The following is a 15,010-nucleotide window of genomic DNA, read 5'->3' on the forward strand; positions in this document are numbered from 1 at the left end:
ACTTTTTTGCGAGTCAAAAGGCTCTGGAACGCGCCTTTCGGCTTTTGCAGGGAACTGCCCCAGGGCAGGATGGGCTGCAGGGGAGCGCCATGGCCCAGGATCCCTGGACTGCCCGTCCCGCACGCAAGATCTGCAGGCACAAAAAAACCGGCACTGGGCCGGTTTCTCTGGTCTCCGTCGCCTCGCAGGACGGCGGATGTCTGTATGGTGCCCAGGGACGGAATCGAACCGCCGACACGGGGATTTTCAATCCCCTGCTCTACCAACTGAGCTACCTGGGCAACGGGGCGCATTAAAAGCGTTTCTCGCCGCCCTGTCAACAGCGAGCCGAAAAAAATTTAGATTTTTCGGGCGCTTAGCGGTTGGCTCAGGCGCTGGGGGGCACGTAGCCCTCGGCCTGGGCGTAGTCTTCGCCGGAGAGGAACTTGTCCATCTCGGCCTGCAGGAACTTGCGATCCTCGGCGTTCATCATGTTCAGCCGGCGCTCGTTGATGAGCATGGTCTGGTGCTTCTGCCACTCTTCCCAGGCTTGCTTGGAGACGTGCTGGTAAATGTCTTCGCCCTTGGCGCCGGGGTAGGGCGGGCGATCCAGGGCTGGCAGCTCCTGCTTGTGCTTGCGGCACATCACGGTGCGGGTCATGCGGGTTCTCCTTTGAGCGCCTGCGCGGCGCGCTTGAGCAGTTTCTGCACCGGGGCGGCGAGGCCCAGGCGCGGCGGGGAGGCGAGGTTATACCAAAGCCAGTCGCCCTCGGCCACGGCGTGGCGGCGGTGGTCCACCTGTACCAGCCAGGGCTCGATGGCCAGCTGGAAGTGGCTGAAGGTGTGCACCAGTCCGGGCAGCGCCTGGCGTTCATCGATGGTCAGGCCCTGGCGTTCGGCCAGGGCCTCGAGTTCGGCGACATCGGCCACTTCCGGTGGCCCCCATAGGCCGCCCCAGAGGCCGCTGGACGGACGGCGCTGCAGCAGCACGGCGTTGGCGTCGTTGACGAACAGCGGCATCAGGGTGTGCCGCTGCGGCAGCGTCTTGCGCGGCTTGGCTGCCGGAAAGTCGGTTTCCTGGCCGAGCAGATGGGCGCGGCAGCCGGGTTTCACCGGACACAGCAGGCAGCTGGGCTTGCTGCGGGTACAGAGGGTGGCGCCCAGGTCCATCATCGCCTGGGTGTAGTGGCCGACGCGTTCCCGGGGCATCAGCCGCTCGGCCACCTCCCACAGGCGCCGCGCCACGGCGGGTTCGCCAGGATAGCCGGGGGTGGCGGTGTAGCGCGCCAGCACCCGCTTGACGTTGCCATCGAGGATGGGCGCGCGGATGTCCATGCTCAGGCTGGCGATGGCGCCGGCGGTGGAGCGACCGATGCCGGGCAGCTCGGCGAGCGCCTCGACGCTGCGCGGGAAGTCGCCGCCATGGCGCTCGACCACGGTCTTGGCGGCCTTGTGCAGGTTGCGCGCGCGGCTGTAGTAGCCGAGCCCGGTCCAGAGGTGCAGGACCTCGTCCTCGGGCGCGGCGGCCAGCGCCTCCACCGTGGGCAGTGCCTGCATGAAACGGTCGAAGTAGCCCAGCACAGTGGCGACCTGGGTCTGCTGGAGCATGATCTCCGAGACCCAGACGCGATAGGGGTTCACGGCCTGCTGCCAGGGCAGGTCCTTGCGCCCGTGCAGGTCGTACCAGGCCAGTACGGCGGTACCAAAGGCGTCGTCAGTCATCGGCGTTGCAGCAATCCCCGGATGGCGTTCTGGATGTCGGGGCTGATCTTATCACCGAGCTTCTCTTCGATTTTTTCGTTCAGACGATTGCCGGCGGCCCGGGCGACGATCTGGCCCATGGCTTCGCGGTCCAGGCGGCAGGCCTTGGCGCCCAGCTCCAGGGGCCCGCGGCACTGCAGCGGCCAGGCGATGTAGGCATAGCGCTCGCCGACCTGGCAGCCGGGGTCGGCGGTGGCGTTGGTATCGCCCTGGACGGTGATGCCCAGGCGATAGTCGAGGCCGAGGGTGCGCAGGTCGATGTCGCCATCGCCCTTCACCGCCAGGCCCGGCACGCTGACGCTGAGGTCCTGGTTGCGCGCCACGCCATTGACGATGCTGAGGCTGCCGCTCAACTGGCGGAACGGGGTGTTCTGGCCGCCGTGGGGCAACTCCAGCGGCTTGCGGTTGAGCAGGGCGATGCCCTGGCACAACTGGCTTTCGACGTTGGCGTCGATCAGCTGGCCGTTGCGCAGGGCGAAGCGGGCGGTGCCGCCCAAATTGTCGATCAGGGCGCGCTGGCTGGCGCCACTGCTGCGCAGGTCGGCGTCCAGGTCGAGCTGGCCTTCCACCGGCGGCTTCTGGCCCTGGGCCTGGAGGATGCGCTCCACCGGCACGCCCTTGATGCGTTCGCGAGCGGTGAGTTGTGGCTGGGCGCCGCGTACGTCGAGGGTGCCGTTGGCCTGGAACTGGCCGCCGAACAATTCGCCTTCCAGGGCGCTGAGCTGCAGCTCGCCGTCGCCGGCCTTGGCCTTGAGGCTGGCGCCCTCGAAGGGCAGGCGGTTGAGCGTCAGGTGTTGCAGGCTCAGGTCGAGGTCGGCGTCCAGGCTGCGCAGGCGCTCCACCGGCAGCAGGGTTTCCTGGCTCCAGGCGTGCTGGGTCGGGGCCTCCGGCAGCGGCGAATTGCCCTGGGTGGCGATGGCATCGACCTGGGCGACCTCTTCCTGGCGCGCACCATTGGCCTGGCGCGCCGCGGCGGCCTTGGCCGGCAGGTAGCGATCCAGGTCCAGGGTGTCGCCGCTTAGCTGGACGCGCAGGGCGCGGCGAGCGATGTCGGCCAGGGCGACCCGGCCCTTGAGGGTGCTGTCGTCCAGCTGGAAATTGAAGTCGTCCAGGGTCAGGGCGTTGCGGCTGGCCTGCACCTGGGCGTTCATCTCGAAGCGCTGCAGGGTCTTGGCATCGGCCATCGCCGGCAGCTCGACGCCGAGGCTGTCGAGGAAGGCGCGCAGGTCCAGGCGGGCGACGGAGACCCGGCCGGCCAGCTGGGGATCACTCTCCAGCCCGGTGAGCTTGAGATCGCCCAGGGCCTTGAGGTCATTGGCGGTGAGCTTGAGGTTGGTCCACTCGGCGGTCTGGGCGCGGCGGTCGACGGCGAGCTGGCCGCTGGCGGAGTAGTTGACCACCTTGCCGTTGAAGGGCTCGCCGCTGGCGTCGCCGGTCAGCTGGAGGTTGTCCAGGGCGTATTGCTGGCTCAGCGTATCGAAGCGGAAATCGCCGCTGAGCAGCACCGTGGCGTTCACCGGCGGCTGGGTGGTGCTGGCGGTGCCGGCCAGCTTGAGCGGAATGGGGGTGCCGGCATAGATGGCACCGGTCTGCAGGTCGATGCCGTCGAAGGCGTAGTGGGCGCCAGTGCGGGCGTCGCTGTACTCGACCCGCGAGTTGCGGATGGTCAGGCTCTCGACGTTGAGCTTGAGCGGCTGATGCTGGGTGGTCGGCGGCGTGGCCGAGGAGCCGTCCGCCGGTGCCTGGGCGGGCGCTTCGGGCTCGCCGGGGCGCGGCGCGGGCCGGCCGATCTCCGCCCAGTTGCTGCGGCCCTGGTCGTCGCGGCTGGCGGTGAGGTCCAGGCCGTCGATCTTGACGTCGCTCATTTCCAGATCGCGACGCAGCAGCAGCGGCAGCAGGCGCACCGACAGGATCAGCCGCTGCACCTGGGCCAGCTGGCGGTCGGGGCTGGCGGCGCTGGCCAGGGTGGCGTCGTGCAGCTCGACGCCCAGCCAGGGGAATAGGCTCCAGCCGATATCGCCCTTGAGCTGCAGGTCGACGTTGGCCTTGTCGCGCGCCAGCTGGCGGATCTCGTCCTTGTAGTCGTTGGGATCGACCAGGTGGGTGAGGGCGAAGCCGACGGCGACCAGGAGCAGCAGCAGGCCGACGAGAACGAGACCCAGCACTTTGGCGAAAGCTTTCATGGCGAGGAAATTCCTGTTCCAACGGGCGATGGCGCGACTGGCCAGTATAAGGGCATGGGCCCGCCCGGATGACATCGGGGTGTCGGGCCTGTGACAGCGGTGGTGATCGCCCGTTTCGTCGGGCGTCTGCCACCGCCCGTAGCCTGGGAAATGCGAAAGGCTGGCCGTTGGCCAGGGGTGCGCTTTAATGTCGCGCACCTCTGGTCGGTTGACGCCGTTTCTTTGACTCGTTTTTGGGGAAGCGTGCAGGGAATGTCCACCGGCCTGGACGCTATACACTAGAAAAGGGCTGAATCCATGAGCACAACTCTCACCGCTGGCGGCGCCGTTTCGGCACGTCCGGCTTTCCTGTCCAAGGAGCGCATCATCGCGCGCCCTGGCTTCAACCGCTGGCTGGTACCGCCGGCCGCGCTGGCCATCCACCTGTGCATCGGCATGGCCTATGGCTTCTCGGTGTTCTGGCTGCCGCTGTCCAAGGCGATCGGCGTCACCGCCGCGGTCGCCTGCCCGGTCGAGATGGGCTTCTTCGAGCAGATCTTCAGCGCCACCTGTGACTGGAAGATCTCCCAGCTCGGTTGGATCTACACCCTGTTCTTCATCTTCCTCGGCTGCTCGGCCGCGCTGTTCGGCGGCTGGCTGGAACACGCCGGCCCGCGCAAGGCCGGGGTCGTCTCGGCGCTGTGCTGGTGCGGCGGCCTGCTGATTTCCGCCCTGGGCATCTATACCCACCAGATCTGGATGCTGTGGCTGGGCTCCGGCGTGATCGGTGGTATCGGTCTGGGCCTGGGCTACATCTCGCCGGTCTCGACCCTGATCAAGTGGTTCCCGGACAAGCGCGGCATGGCGACCGGCATGGCCATCATGGGCTTCGGTGGCGGCGCCATGGTGGGTGCCCCGCTGGCCGACCTGCTGATGCGCCACTTCGCCTCGGCCACCGAGGTCGGGGTCTGGCAGGCCTTCCTGGTCATGGCGGTCATCTACTTCGTGTTCATGATGAGCGGCGCCCTGGGCTACCGCGTACCCCCGACCGGCTGGAAACCCGCCGGCTGGACGCCTTCGACCAAGAAGGCGCAGAACGCCATGATCACCAACCGCCACGTGCACGTGAGCAAGATCTGGGGCATCCCGCAGTTCTGGCTGGTCTGGGCGGTCCTCTGCCTGAACGTCTCCGCCGGCATCGGCATCCTCGGCATGGCCTCGCCGCTGCTGCAGGAAGTCTTCGGTGGTCGCCTGCTGGGCAATGGCCTGGCCTACGGTGAACTGAGCGCCGACCAGCTCAAGCAGATCGCCGCCATCGCCGCCGGCTTCACCGGCCTGCTGAGCCTGTTCAACATCGGCGGCCGCTTCTTCTGGGCGTCCTTCTCCGACTACATCGGCCGCAAGATGACCTACTTCGTCTTCTTCGCGCTGGGCTTCGTGCTCTATGCCATCGTGCCCTGGACCGGTCACCTGGGCAGCGTCGCGCTGTTCGTCTTCGCCTTCTGCCTGATCCTGTCCATGTACGGCGGCGGCTTCGCCACCGTGCCGGCCTACCTGGCCGACCTGTTCGGTACCCAGATGGTCGGCGCCATCCACGGTCGCCTGCTCACCGCCTGGGCCGCCGCCGGCGTCTTCGGTCCGGTACTGGTCAACTACCTGCGCGAGTACCAGCTGAGCATGGGCATGCCCCGCGCCCAGGTGTACGACACCACCCTGTACATCCTGGCCGGCCTGCTGGTGCTGGGCTTCATCTGCAACCTGCTGGTGCGCCCGGTGGCCGACAAGCACTTCATGACCGAGGCCGAGCTCGCCGTCGAGCGGGCCAAGGGCCATGACAGCAGCGCCGGCAGCGCCCAGGTGCTGGAGTGGAGCGCCGATCCCAAGACCAAGCCGCTGGCCATCGCCGCCTGGCTGGCCGTGGGTATCCCGCTGGCCTGGGGAATCTGGATCACCCTGCAAAAGACCGCCGCGCTGTTCAGCTGAGTGGTAGCGGGCGCCCCCTGCGGGCGCCCTGCACGGCGGGCGTCCGTCCCGCCGCGCTTTCGATCCTGTCCCCGCCCCCCTATAATATCGGCCCTTTCGCCCACCGATTTTCGCGGAGCAGGCTATGGCCGAACGCAAGGCAACCGTCGAGCGCAATACCCTGGAAACCCAGGTCAAGGTATTCCTGGATCTGGACGGTACGGGCGCCGCGCGCTTCGATACCGGGGTTCCCTTCCTCGAACACATGCTCGACCAGATCGCCCGCCACGGGCTGATCGACCTCGACATCCACTGCCGCGGCGACCTGCACATCGACGACCACCACACGGTGGAAGACATCGGCATCACCCTCGGCCAGGCCTTCGCCAAGGCCGTCGGCGACAAGAAGGGCATCCAGCGCTATGGCCATGCCTATGTGCCGCTGGACGAAGCCCTGTCGCGCGTCGTCATCGACTTCTCCGGGCGGCCCGGGCTGCACTGGAACGTACCCTTCACCCGCGCCACCGTGGGCCGCATGGACGTCGACCTGTTCCTCGAATTCTTCCAGGGCTTCACCAATCACGCCCAGGTGACCCTGCACGTCGACAATCTGCGTGGGGTGAACAGCCACCACCAGATCGAGACGGTGTTCAAGGCCTTCGGCCGCGCCCTGCGCATGGCCCTCAGCGAAGACCCGCGCATGGCCGGTGTCATGCCCTCCACCAAGGGGTGCCTGTGATGCAGACGGTAGCCGTCATCGACTATGGCATGGGCAACCTGCACTCCGTGGCCAAGGCCCTGGAGCATGCCGGTAGCCACCAGGTGCTGGTGACCGGCGATCCCGCGGTGATCCGCGAGGCGGACCGCATCGTCCTGCCCGGCGTCGGCGCCATCCGCGACTGCATGGCCGAGATCCGCCGCCAGGGCATCGATGAGCTGGCGCGCGAGGTCAGCCAGGACCGCCCCTTCCTCGGCGTCTGCGTCGGCATGCAGGCGCTGATGCAGCGCAGCGAAGAGAACGGCGGCGTGGACTGCATCGGCCTGTTCCCCGGTGCCGTGCGGCGCTTCCCGGGTGGCATGCAGGAAGAGGGCGAGACCCTCAAGGTGCCGCACATGGGCTGGAACGAGGTCAGCCACGTGCTCGACCATCCGCTCTGGCACGGCATCCCCGATCGCGCCCGCTTCTACTTCGTGCACAGCTTCTACGTTGAGGCCGGCAATCCGCGCCAGGTGGTCGGCCGCGGTCGCTACGGCCTGGACTTCGCCGCCGCCCTGGCCGACGGCTCGCGCTTCGCCACCCAGTTCCATCCCGAGAAGAGCGCCGACTGCGGTCTGCAGCTCTATGCCAACTTCCTCGCCTGGGACGGCCGCTGGTAATGGCACGCAAGCCGCCCGCGCCGCTGGTGATGCTCGAAGCCGAGCAGACCCAGCGCCTGGTCACGGTCTTGCAAACCCTGCTGGACGACCGCTTCGAGGTCCGCCTGGGACGCTTCGAAGTCGAGGAACTGCTGGATTTCTTCGCCCGCGAGTGCGGGCCGCTGTACTACAACAAAGCGGTTGCCGACGTGCAGGCCCTGCTCAGGGAGCGCGTCGACAGCCTGGAAAGCGACATCTGGGCGCTGGAAAAGCCCTAGATCGCCCTCACCCCGAGAGCCAAGGTATTGCCATGCTGATCATCCCCGCCATCGACCTCAAGGACGGCGCCTGCGTCCGCCTGCGCCAGGGGCGCATGGAAGATTCCACCGTGTTCTCCGACGATCCCGTGGCCATGGCCGCCCAGTGGGTCGACGGCGGTTGCCGCCGGCTGCACCTGGTGGACCTCAACGGCGCCTTTGAAGGCCAGCCGGTCAACGGCGAGGTGGTCACCGCCATCGCCCGGCGCTATCCCGGCCTGCCGATCCAGATCGGCGGCGGCATCCGTTCGCTGGAGACCATCGAGCACTATGTCCGCGCCGGCGTCAGCTACGTGATCATCGGCACCAAGGCGGTCAAGCAGCCGGAATTCGTCGCTGAGGCCTGCCGCGCCTTCCCCGGCAAGGTCATCGTCGGCCTGGACGCCAAGGACGGTTTCGTTGCCACCGACGGCTGGGCCGAGGTCAGCGAACTGCAGGTCACCGACCTGGCGCGTCGCTTCGAGGCCGACGGCGTCAGCGCCATCGTCTACACCGACATCGCCCGCGACGGCATGATGCAGGGCTGCAACGTGCCGGCCACCCGCGCCCTGGCCGAAGCCACCAGCATCCCGGTGATCGCCTCCGGCGGCATCCACAACCTGGGCGACATCCAGAACCTGCTCGACGCCCGCAGCCCGGGCATCATCGGCGCCATCACCGGCCGGGCGATCTACGAGGGTACCCTCGACGTCGCCGAGGCCCAGGCGCTGTGCGACAACTTCAAGGTCTGAGGACTCAGTCATGGCGCTGGCGAAACGCATCATCCCCTGCCTCGACGTGGACAATGGCCGCGTGGTCAAGGGCGTCAAGTTCGAGAACATCCGCGACGCCGGTGATCCGGTCGAGATCGCCCGCCGCTACAACGAGCAGGGCGCCGACGAGATCACCTTCCTCGATATCACCGCCAGCCACCAGGGCCGTGACACCACCCTGCACACCGTCGAACGCATGGCCAGCCAGGTGTTCATCCCGCTGACCGTGGGCGGCGGCGTGCGCACCGTGCAGGACATCCGCAACCTGCTCAACGCCGGGGCCGACAAGGTCTCGATCAACACCGCGGCGGTCTTCACCCCGGAATTCGTCGGCGAGGCCGCGGCGCGCTTCGGCGCCCAGTGCATCGTGGTCGCCATCGACGCCAAGCGCGTCAGCGGCCCCGGCGAGACGCCGCGCTGGGAGATCTTCACCCACGGCGGCCGCAAGCCCACCGGGCTCGATGCGGTGGCCTGGGCGCAGAAGATGGAAGGCCTGGGCGCCGGCGAGATCCTGCTCACCAGCATGGACCAGGACGGCATGAAGAACGGCTTCGACCTGGGCGTCACCCGCGCGGTCAGCGAGGCGGTGGGCATCCCGGTGATCGCCTCCGGCGGCGTCGGCAACCTGCAGCACCTGGCCGACGGCATCCTCGAGGGCAAGGCCTCGGCGGTACTCGCCGCCAGCATCTTCCATTTCGGCGAATGCACCATTCCCGAGGCTAAACGGTACCTGGCCGAAAAAGGGATTGTGATACGCTCCGCAAAATCTTAAGCACCGGCGGTGCCGGCAGGGAGTGGGGGCGTGCGCAAGGGATTCTGGGCCTGCTTGGCGGGTTTGCTGCTGGTATCGACGGCGGTCCGGGCGGAGATCCCGGCGGACTATCAGCTGACGCTGTTGACGGAGAACTTTCCGCCCTACAACTTCTCTGCCGACGGCAAGAACTTCGCCCGTGACAACGACCTCAAGGGCATCGCCGTCGAGATGGTCCGCGAGATGTGCCAGCGCGCCGCCATCCCCTACAACCTCACCCTGAGATTCCCCTGGGAGCGGATCTACGGCATGGCCCTGGATCAGCCCGACCATGGCGTCTTCGTCACCGCTCGGCTGCCTGAGCGCGAGGCCCTGTTCAAGTGGGTCGGCCCCATAGGCCCGGACGACTGGGTGCTGCTCGGCCGCGCCGACAGCCATCTGCAGTTGCGCAGCCTGGACGACGTGCGCGCGCAGCAGCTCAAGATCGGCGCCTACAAGGGCGATGCCATCGCCGAGAGTCTCGCCCAGCAGGGTTTCCAGCCCGACCTCGCCCTGCGCGATCAGGAAAACGTGCAACGCCTGCTCAAGGGGCAGATCGACGTCTGGGCCACCGGCGATCCCGCCGGCCGCTACCTGGCGCGCCAGGAGAACGTGACCGGTCTCAAGACGCTGTTGCGCTTCAATACCGGCGAGCTGTTCCTGGCCCTGAACAAGCAGACACCCGACGAGGTGGTACAGAAGCTGCAAAAGGCGCTCGACGAGATGCGCCAGAGCGGTGCGGTGCAGGCCATCTTCAATCGTTATCTGTGATCCTGCCCGGTCGCGTCCGCCGGGTCGGGTGCCCATTCGAGGAGAGAGACATGCGCAAGTCGTGGTTGGGGATCGCCGGTGTGCTCCTGGGGTGCGCCCTGGGCATGGGCGTGACGCACGCGGAATTGCCACCCGGCTATCGCGTCGTGCTGCTGACCGAGAATTTCCCGCCCTTCAACATGGCGGTCGACGACAAGAACTTCGCCCGGGATGACGCCATCGACGGCATCAGTGCCGATCTGGTGCGCGAAATGTTCAAGCGCGCCGGCATCGACTACAACCTGTCGCTGCGCTTTCCCTGGGATCGCATCTACAACCTGACCCTGGAAAGCCCCAACTACGCGCTGTTCTCCGTGTCCCGCACCGAGTCGCGCGATCCGCTGTTCAAGTGGGTCGGCCCGCTCGGCAAGACCCGCAAGGTGTTCATGACCCTGCCCGGCAGCACCGTCAAGGTGCCCGACCTCGCCGCCGCGGCCAAGCTGCGCGTCGGTACCTACAAGAATTCCGCGGTCAGCCAGATACTCAAGGACAAGGGCATCGTCGCCAGCGAAGCCCTGCGCGACCAGGAGAACATCGCCCGGCTGCAGAAGGGCGAGATCGACGTCTGGGCGACCACCGACGTGGTGGCGCGCTACCTGGCCAAGCAGGAGGGTGTCAGCAACCTGCAGACGCTGCTGAGCTTCCAGGAGTCCGACCTGTACCTGGCGCTGAACAAAGACACCCCCGACGAGGTGGTGACCCGCCTGCAGCAGGCGCTGGACGCCATGCGTCAGCAAGGCGTGGTCGACAGCATCACCAACAACTACCTCTGACGCCTTGGTGCGCTAGCGATAGCGACCGTCGCGGCCGTGCCCGGGCATGGCCTGATTGGCCCGCAGGGCGATCATCTGTGGCAAGTCGATGACCTCCACGCCCTGGGCCTCGAGCTGCGGCAGCTGCTGCGCCAACACCGCCAGGGTCGCCGGGTGGGGATGGCCGATCAACACGGCGCTGCCCTGGCGCCGCGCCAGGCGCACGCCCTCGGCGAATTGCGCGGCCACCGCCGCCGGGGTCGCCTCGTTATCGAGAAAGACATCGCGCGAGACGCTGGCCAGGCCGATCTTCTGGGCTTCCGCCGCGGCCACGGTGGCGGCGCTGGTGCGGCTGTCGAGAAACAGCAGGTGGCGCTCCTGCAGCACCTGCATCAACTCGGCCATGGCCGGCCGGTCCGCGGTCATGCGACTGCCTTCGTGATTGTTCACCCCGTCGGCCTCGGGTACCCGTTCCAGCGCTCGGTCGAGTCGTTGCAGACGCTCGGCCGAGGACATTTCCGGATGCCAGGCATAGGGGCCGCCAGCCGGGTCCATGGGCAGGTGCAGCAGGACCGTGCGCCCGGCGCGATGGGCCAGGGCGGCCAGTTCGGCGGCGTGCTGGGTCTCGGGGATGATCGCCAGCACCACGGGCGCGGGCAGCGCCAGTACCTGGCGATCCCGCTGGGGATTCTGCCCGAGGTCGTCGATGACGATGGTCAGCTGCGCCGTGGCGGCCTGGGCGAGACCGCTGGCCAGGGCGAGCACCCCGGCCAGCAGCCAGCGTCCAGCCCTCACGGCGTATGGGTGACGTTGAGCCCCTTGAGCAGCGACAGCGCCTGGGAGAGCTGGAAGTCGTCATCCTGCGGCCGCGGACTCTGGTTCGGCGCCTTGCTGCCGGTGGGCCGGTCGGCGCCGCCATTGCCGTTGCCCAGGTGGCCGGCCAAGTCCGCTTCGCGGAAGTACTCGTCGCCACCGCTCTGCGGCGTGACCTTGGCCGGGGCCACGGCGATGTCCGGCGTGATGCCCTGGGCCTGGATGGAGCGACCGCTGGGCGTGTAGTAGAGCGCCGTGGTGAGCTTGAGCGCGCGGTCGTTGTTGAGCGGCAGCACCGTCTGCACCGACCCCTTGCCGAAGCTGTCGGTACCCATGAGGATGCCGCGCTTGGAGTCCTGCAGGGCGCCGGCGACGATCTCCGCGGCCGAGGCGCTGCCCCCGTTGATCAGCACCACCAGGGGCACCTTCTCGCTGGGATCGGCGGCATCGGCCGAGAAGCGCAGCTCGGAGTTGGGCAGGCGGCCCTTGGTGTAGACGATCAGGCCATGGGTCATGAAGGCGTCGGCCACCTCGACCGCCGATTGCAGGACCCCACCCGGGTTGTTCCTCAGATCGAGGATCAGGCCCTTGAGCTTGCCCTTGTTCTCCTGGCGCAGCTTGTTCAGTGCCTTGACCGTCTCTTCGCCGGTGTTGACCTGGAACTGCGAGATGCGCAGCAGGCCATAGCCGGATTCGAGCAGCTGGCTCTTGACGCTGTTGACCTTGATCACCGCCCGCGCCAGCTTGACGTCGAACGGCTGGCCGCCACCGCGGACGATGGTCAGGGTAATGGGGCTGCCGGGCTTGCCGCGCATCTTGTCGACAGCTTCGTTGATGGCCTGGCCCTTGGTCGGCTGGCCGTCGATCTTGACGATCAGGTCGCCCGGTTGCAGGCGGGCCTTGGCGGCCGGGGTGTCGTCGATGGGCGAGACCACCTTGATGAAGCCATTGTCCTGGCCGACTTCCAGGCCCAGGCCGCCGAATTCACCGCTGGTGGTTTCCTGCAGCTCGGCGAAGTCCTTGGGCTCCAGGTAGGCGGAATGCGGATCCAGGTTGCTGAGCATGCCCTTGATGGCGTTCTCCAGCAGGACCTTGTCCGACACCGGCTCCACGTAGGCGGCCTTGATGCGGTCGAACACCTCGGCGAAGGTGCGCAGCTCGTCCAGGGGCAGCGGCGCGCTGGCGGGGGCGGCGGGGGCGGTGCCCGGTGCGACCGGCGTCACCGCGGCCGGCGTGCTCTGCGGCGATTGCGCCTGGACGACTCCGACGCCACCGAACAACAGGGCGAGGACCAGGACGGTGGGACGAAAGCGATGCGGCATGTGCAGCTCCTAAACCGGGGTGTGTCGCGCTATCCCTGAGCACGACACCAGATGACCGGGTCCGTCGGGCGACCCTGTTGGCGGATGGCGAAGTACAAGGCGGAAGCTTCCTGACCGCCGCTGGCGCCGACGGTCGCGATGGCATCTCCGGCCTTGACCACGTCACCTGCAGACTTCAGCAGGCTCTGATTATGTCCGTACAGGCTGAGATAGCCATTCCCATGATCGATGATAACCAGTTGGCCGGCGCCTCTTAGCCAGTCGGCGAAGACCACCCGGCCATCGTGCACCGCCTTGACCCGGGTGCCGGCTCCGGCCGCGATCAGGACACCGTCCCATTTCGCGCGGGGGTCGTCGCCGCGGGCGCTGCCGAAGCGTGCCACCAGGCGGCCGTCGACCGGCCAGGGCAGCTTGCCACGGGCGCTGGCGAAGGCGCCGCCGTAGGCAGGTGCAGCACTAGACACCGCCATCTCCGGGGCGTTCGAGGGTCGCGGGGCTTTCGTATCGCTCTGTGCCTGGCGCCGCGCCGCTTCCCGGGCCTGGGCCGCGCGGGCCTCGGCCAGCTGTCGCTGGCGGGCTTCCTCGGCCTCGCGGGCCTGGCGGGCGAGGGTTTCCTCGATGGTCTTGAGCACCTTGTTCAGTGCGGCCTGATCCTGCTCGCGGGCCTGGATCTCGCGGCTCTTGTCGCGATAGTCGTCGTTGATCTTGGCCAGCGCCGCCTGGCGCTCCTTGCGGACCTCGGCCAGGTCCGCCTGGCGCTTCTCCAGGTCCTCGCGGCGCGCGACCAGTTCGCCCTGTTCCTGCTGGATGCCCTGTTCCACCTCGCGCAGTTCGCGCAGGGTGTCGTTGAAGGTGGCGAGCTGGTCCAGGCGAGTGCGATTCAGGTAGTTGTAGTAGGTGAGGGTGCGGCTGACCTTCTCGGGGTGCTCCTGGTTGAGCAGCAACTTGAGGTATTCCTGGCGACCGCTCTGGTAGGCGGCGCGGATCTGCACGGCGATCAGTTGCTGTTGCTCAGCGCGGGACTGGTCGAGCTTCTTCTTGCGCCCGTCCAGCTCTTGCAGCTTTTTTTCGCCGTTCTCCAGCTGCTTCTGCAGCGAGTCCACCTGCTTTTCCAGCTCGCCCATCTGGGTCTCGGTACCCTGCAGCTGCTTTTGCACGCCGGACTTCTCGGCCTGCACCTGCTTGAGCACCTTCTGCATCTCCTGGATTTCCCGGCGGGTCTGCTCGATCTGCCGCTGGGTATCGGCGCGATCGTCGGCCAGGGCTGGAGCGAGAACGCTGGCGAACAGGAGAAGGGCGAGAACACGGCGCATGCGAGGTCGTACGTTTCGAGGGCGAAGCGCCTAGTATGCCCGTCACATCCGGCAAAAAAAACGGCAAGGCGCGCCGTTCAGCGTTCACGGCCCGACCAGGCGGCCAGGCTGCGAACGAGAGGGCATTTCCGTCCTAGTAGCCGACGGTGAAGCGAGTCTGGTGATGGGCGGGGCGCTCGACCTCGTCGAGCAGGGCCACGGCGAAGTCCTCGTAGGAGATCCGGCTGTCCCCGGCGGCGTCGAACAGCAGGGCGTCGTGGCCCAGGCGGAACTGCCCGGTGCGCTCGCCCGGTGCGAAGACCATCTGCGGGCTGACGAAGACCCAGTCGAGGTCGCTGACCCCGCGCAGGGCGTCCAGGGTGGCGATGCCCGCCCCGGCCTCGCTGCGATACTCGGCGGGAAAGGCCGGCGCATCGAAGAGGCGCGTACCGTCCGGCAGCGCAAGGCTGGCGGCGCCGCCGACGACCAGCAGGCGCGGGATGCCCGTGGCCCGGGCGAAGGCGATCAGGCTGGCCGGGGCGACGGTGGCGAATCTCAGGCTGCTGATCAGCACCGCGCACCCGGCCAGGGCCTGGCCGCTGTCCGGCTGGGCGACGTCACCGGCGACGACGCTGAGGCCGTCCCGCGGGGCGAGGCGAGCGGGATCGCGCACCAGGGCGGTGACCCTGTGGCCGCGGGACAGGGCTTCGTCGAGCAGGCGGCTGCCGACGTTGCCGGTGGCGCCGAGCAGGGCGATGGAGGTCATGGCTGGATTCCTCGGAGATGAAGGGAGCCCCAGCCTAGGCAGGCCGGCGAAAGCCGCCAAGGAGGCAGTTTCGCGTGTGCTGGTTACCTGCCGATAACCCGGGGCCTGCGAGGGTATGGCGCCATCGGGGGGCTGTGTATACTGGCCGGCATTTTTAGCCCTTCTTGGATAGCGTC

15 protein-coding genes and 1 tRNA gene are annotated in these 15,010 nt (G+C 67.7%); 8 read left to right on the top strand and 8 right to left on the bottom strand.

What is annotated here, in order from left to right; translation table 11 throughout:
- Nucleotides 1-205: 205 nt before the first annotated feature.
- From FSV73_RS14700 to FSV73_RS14715, 4 genes are all read right to left on the bottom strand, one after another.
- Nucleotides 206-281, bottom strand: a tRNA-Phe gene (locus FSV73_RS14700).
- 86 nt (nt 282-367) lie between these two features.
- Nucleotides 368-640 (bottom strand): oxidative damage protection protein, encoded by a 273-nt coding sequence (locus FSV73_RS14705; protein ID WP_017639567.1) that lies wholly within the window; start codon nt 638-640, stop codon nt 368-370.
- Complete coding sequence (gene mutY, locus FSV73_RS14710; RefSeq protein ID WP_145008592.1) at nt 637-1,701, bottom strand: A/G-specific adenine glycosylase; 1,065 nt, start codon at nt 1,699-1,701, stop codon at nt 637-639. The genes FSV73_RS14705 and mutY overlap by 4 nt, the downstream gene beginning before the upstream one ends.
- Nucleotides 1,698-3,923: an AsmA family protein gene (locus tag FSV73_RS14715; RefSeq protein WP_145008593.1), complete on the bottom strand. Its 2,226-nt coding sequence runs from the start codon at nt 3,921-3,923 to the stop codon at nt 1,698-1,700. The genes mutY and FSV73_RS14715 overlap by 4 nt, the downstream gene beginning before the upstream one ends.
- A 297-nt stretch (nt 3,924-4,220) precedes the next feature.
- Here FSV73_RS14715 and FSV73_RS14720 point away from each other — a divergent pair, with 297 nt between their 5' ends.
- The 8 genes from FSV73_RS14720 (at nt 4,221) to FSV73_RS14755 (ending at nt 10,662) form a co-directional block, all read left to right on the top strand.
- Nucleotides 4,221-5,885 (top strand): OFA family MFS transporter, encoded by a 1,665-nt coding sequence (locus FSV73_RS14720; protein WP_145008594.1) that lies wholly within the window; start codon nt 4,221-4,223, stop codon nt 5,883-5,885.
- A gap of 124 nt (nt 5,886-6,009) precedes the next feature.
- Nucleotides 6,010-6,603 carry an imidazoleglycerol-phosphate dehydratase HisB gene (gene hisB, locus FSV73_RS14725; protein ID WP_145008595.1) on the top strand — a complete coding sequence of 198 codons (594 nt, stop codon included), beginning with the start codon at nt 6,010-6,012 and terminating at the stop codon, nt 6,601-6,603.
- Nucleotides 6,603-7,241, top strand: a complete 639-nt coding sequence (hisH, locus tag FSV73_RS14730) for an imidazole glycerol phosphate synthase subunit HisH (RefSeq protein WP_145008596.1) — start codon at nt 6,603-6,605, stop codon at nt 7,239-7,241. The genes hisB and hisH overlap by 1 nt, the downstream gene beginning before the upstream one ends.
- Nucleotides 7,241-7,498, top strand: a complete 258-nt coding sequence (locus tag FSV73_RS14735; RefSeq protein ID WP_145008597.1) for a DUF2164 domain-containing protein — start codon at nt 7,241-7,243, stop codon at nt 7,496-7,498. Before hisH ends, FSV73_RS14735 begins: the two co-directional genes overlap by 1 nt.
- Before the next feature lie 32 nt (nt 7,499-7,530).
- Nucleotides 7,531-8,268 carry a 1-(5-phosphoribosyl)-5-[(5-phosphoribosylamino)methylideneamino]imidazole-4-carboxamide isomerase gene (gene hisA / locus FSV73_RS14740; protein ID WP_007159787.1) on the top strand — a complete coding sequence of 246 codons (738 nt, stop codon included), beginning with the start codon at nt 7,531-7,533 and terminating at the stop codon, nt 8,266-8,268.
- 10 nt (nt 8,269-8,278) lie between these two features.
- Nucleotides 8,279-9,061, top strand: coding sequence for an imidazole glycerol phosphate synthase subunit HisF (hisF, locus tag FSV73_RS14745; RefSeq protein WP_145008598.1), 783 nt, complete (start codon nt 8,279-8,281; stop codon nt 9,059-9,061).
- A gap of 30 nt (nt 9,062-9,091) precedes the next feature.
- The gene (locus FSV73_RS14750; protein WP_145008599.1) at nt 9,092-9,850 is read left to right on the top strand and encodes a substrate-binding periplasmic protein; all 759 of its coding nucleotides are present in this window, start codon (nt 9,092-9,094) and stop codon (nt 9,848-9,850) included.
- A 50-nt stretch (nt 9,851-9,900) separates the two neighbouring features.
- The gene (locus FSV73_RS14755; RefSeq protein ID WP_145008600.1) at nt 9,901-10,662 is read left to right on the top strand and encodes a substrate-binding periplasmic protein; all 762 of its coding nucleotides are present in this window, start codon (nt 9,901-9,903) and stop codon (nt 10,660-10,662) included.
- A 12-nt stretch (nt 10,663-10,674) separates the two neighbouring features.
- On the opposite strand, the gene FSV73_RS14760 is transcribed toward FSV73_RS14755, so the two are convergent.
- From FSV73_RS14760 to FSV73_RS14775, 4 genes are all read right to left on the bottom strand, one after another.
- Entirely contained in the window at nt 10,675-11,436 is a 762-nt protein-coding gene (locus FSV73_RS14760) for a divergent polysaccharide deacetylase family protein (RefSeq protein ID WP_145008601.1), read from the bottom strand.
- Nucleotides 11,433-12,776: a S41 family peptidase gene (locus FSV73_RS14765; protein ID WP_145008602.1), complete on the bottom strand. Its 1,344-nt coding sequence runs from the start codon at nt 12,774-12,776 to the stop codon at nt 11,433-11,435. The genes FSV73_RS14760 and FSV73_RS14765 overlap by 4 nt, the downstream gene beginning before the upstream one ends.
- A gap of 29 nt (nt 12,777-12,805) precedes the next feature.
- Nucleotides 12,806-14,089, bottom strand: a complete 1,284-nt coding sequence (locus FSV73_RS14770; RefSeq protein ID WP_145008603.1) for a murein hydrolase activator EnvC family protein — start codon at nt 14,087-14,089, stop codon at nt 12,806-12,808.
- A 133-nt stretch (nt 14,090-14,222) separates the two neighbouring features.
- Entirely contained in the window at nt 14,223-14,834 is a 612-nt protein-coding gene (locus tag FSV73_RS14775; RefSeq protein ID WP_145008604.1) for an NAD(P)-dependent oxidoreductase, read from the bottom strand.
- Nucleotides 14,835-15,010: the final 176 nt, after the last annotated feature.

Source organism: Pseudomonas oryzihabitans (assembly GCF_007665395.1).
Taxonomy (GTDB): Bacteria; Pseudomonadota; Gammaproteobacteria; order Pseudomonadales; family Pseudomonadaceae; genus Chryseomonas; species Chryseomonas psychrotolerans_C.

Excerpts from the sequence above, each read along its gene's own strand:
- FSV73_RS14705 (WP_017639567.1), bottom strand. The coding sequence starts at position 640 with ATGACCCGCACCGTGATGTGCCGCAAGCACAAGCAGGAGCTGCCAGCC.
- mutY (WP_145008592.1), bottom strand. The coding sequence starts at position 1,701 with ATGACTGACGACGCCTTTGGTACCGCCGTACTGGCCTGGTACGACCTG.
- FSV73_RS14715 (WP_145008593.1), bottom strand. The coding sequence starts at position 3,923 with ATGAAAGCTTTCGCCAAAGTGCTGGGTCTCGTTCTCGTCGGCCTGCTG.
- FSV73_RS14720 (WP_145008594.1), top strand. The coding sequence starts at position 4,221 with ATGAGCACAACTCTCACCGCTGGCGGCGCCGTTTCGGCACGTCCGGCT.
- hisB (WP_145008595.1), top strand. The coding sequence starts at position 6,010 with ATGGCCGAACGCAAGGCAACCGTCGAGCGCAATACCCTGGAAACCCAG.
- hisH (WP_145008596.1), top strand. The coding sequence starts at position 6,603 with ATGCAGACGGTAGCCGTCATCGACTATGGCATGGGCAACCTGCACTCC.
- FSV73_RS14735 (WP_145008597.1), top strand. The coding sequence starts at position 7,241 with ATGGCACGCAAGCCGCCCGCGCCGCTGGTGATGCTCGAAGCCGAGCAG.
- hisA (WP_007159787.1), top strand. The coding sequence starts at position 7,531 with ATGCTGATCATCCCCGCCATCGACCTCAAGGACGGCGCCTGCGTCCGC.
- hisF (WP_145008598.1), top strand. The coding sequence starts at position 8,279 with ATGGCGCTGGCGAAACGCATCATCCCCTGCCTCGACGTGGACAATGGC.
- FSV73_RS14755 (WP_145008600.1), top strand. The coding sequence starts at position 9,901 with ATGCGCAAGTCGTGGTTGGGGATCGCCGGTGTGCTCCTGGGGTGCGCC.
- FSV73_RS14765 (WP_145008602.1), bottom strand. The coding sequence starts at position 12,776 with ATGCCGCATCGCTTTCGTCCCACCGTCCTGGTCCTCGCCCTGTTGTTC.
- FSV73_RS14770 (WP_145008603.1), bottom strand. The coding sequence starts at position 14,089 with ATGCGCCGTGTTCTCGCCCTTCTCCTGTTCGCCAGCGTTCTCGCTCCA.
- FSV73_RS14775 (WP_145008604.1), bottom strand. The coding sequence starts at position 14,834 with ATGACCTCCATCGCCCTGCTCGGCGCCACCGGCAACGTCGGCAGCCGC.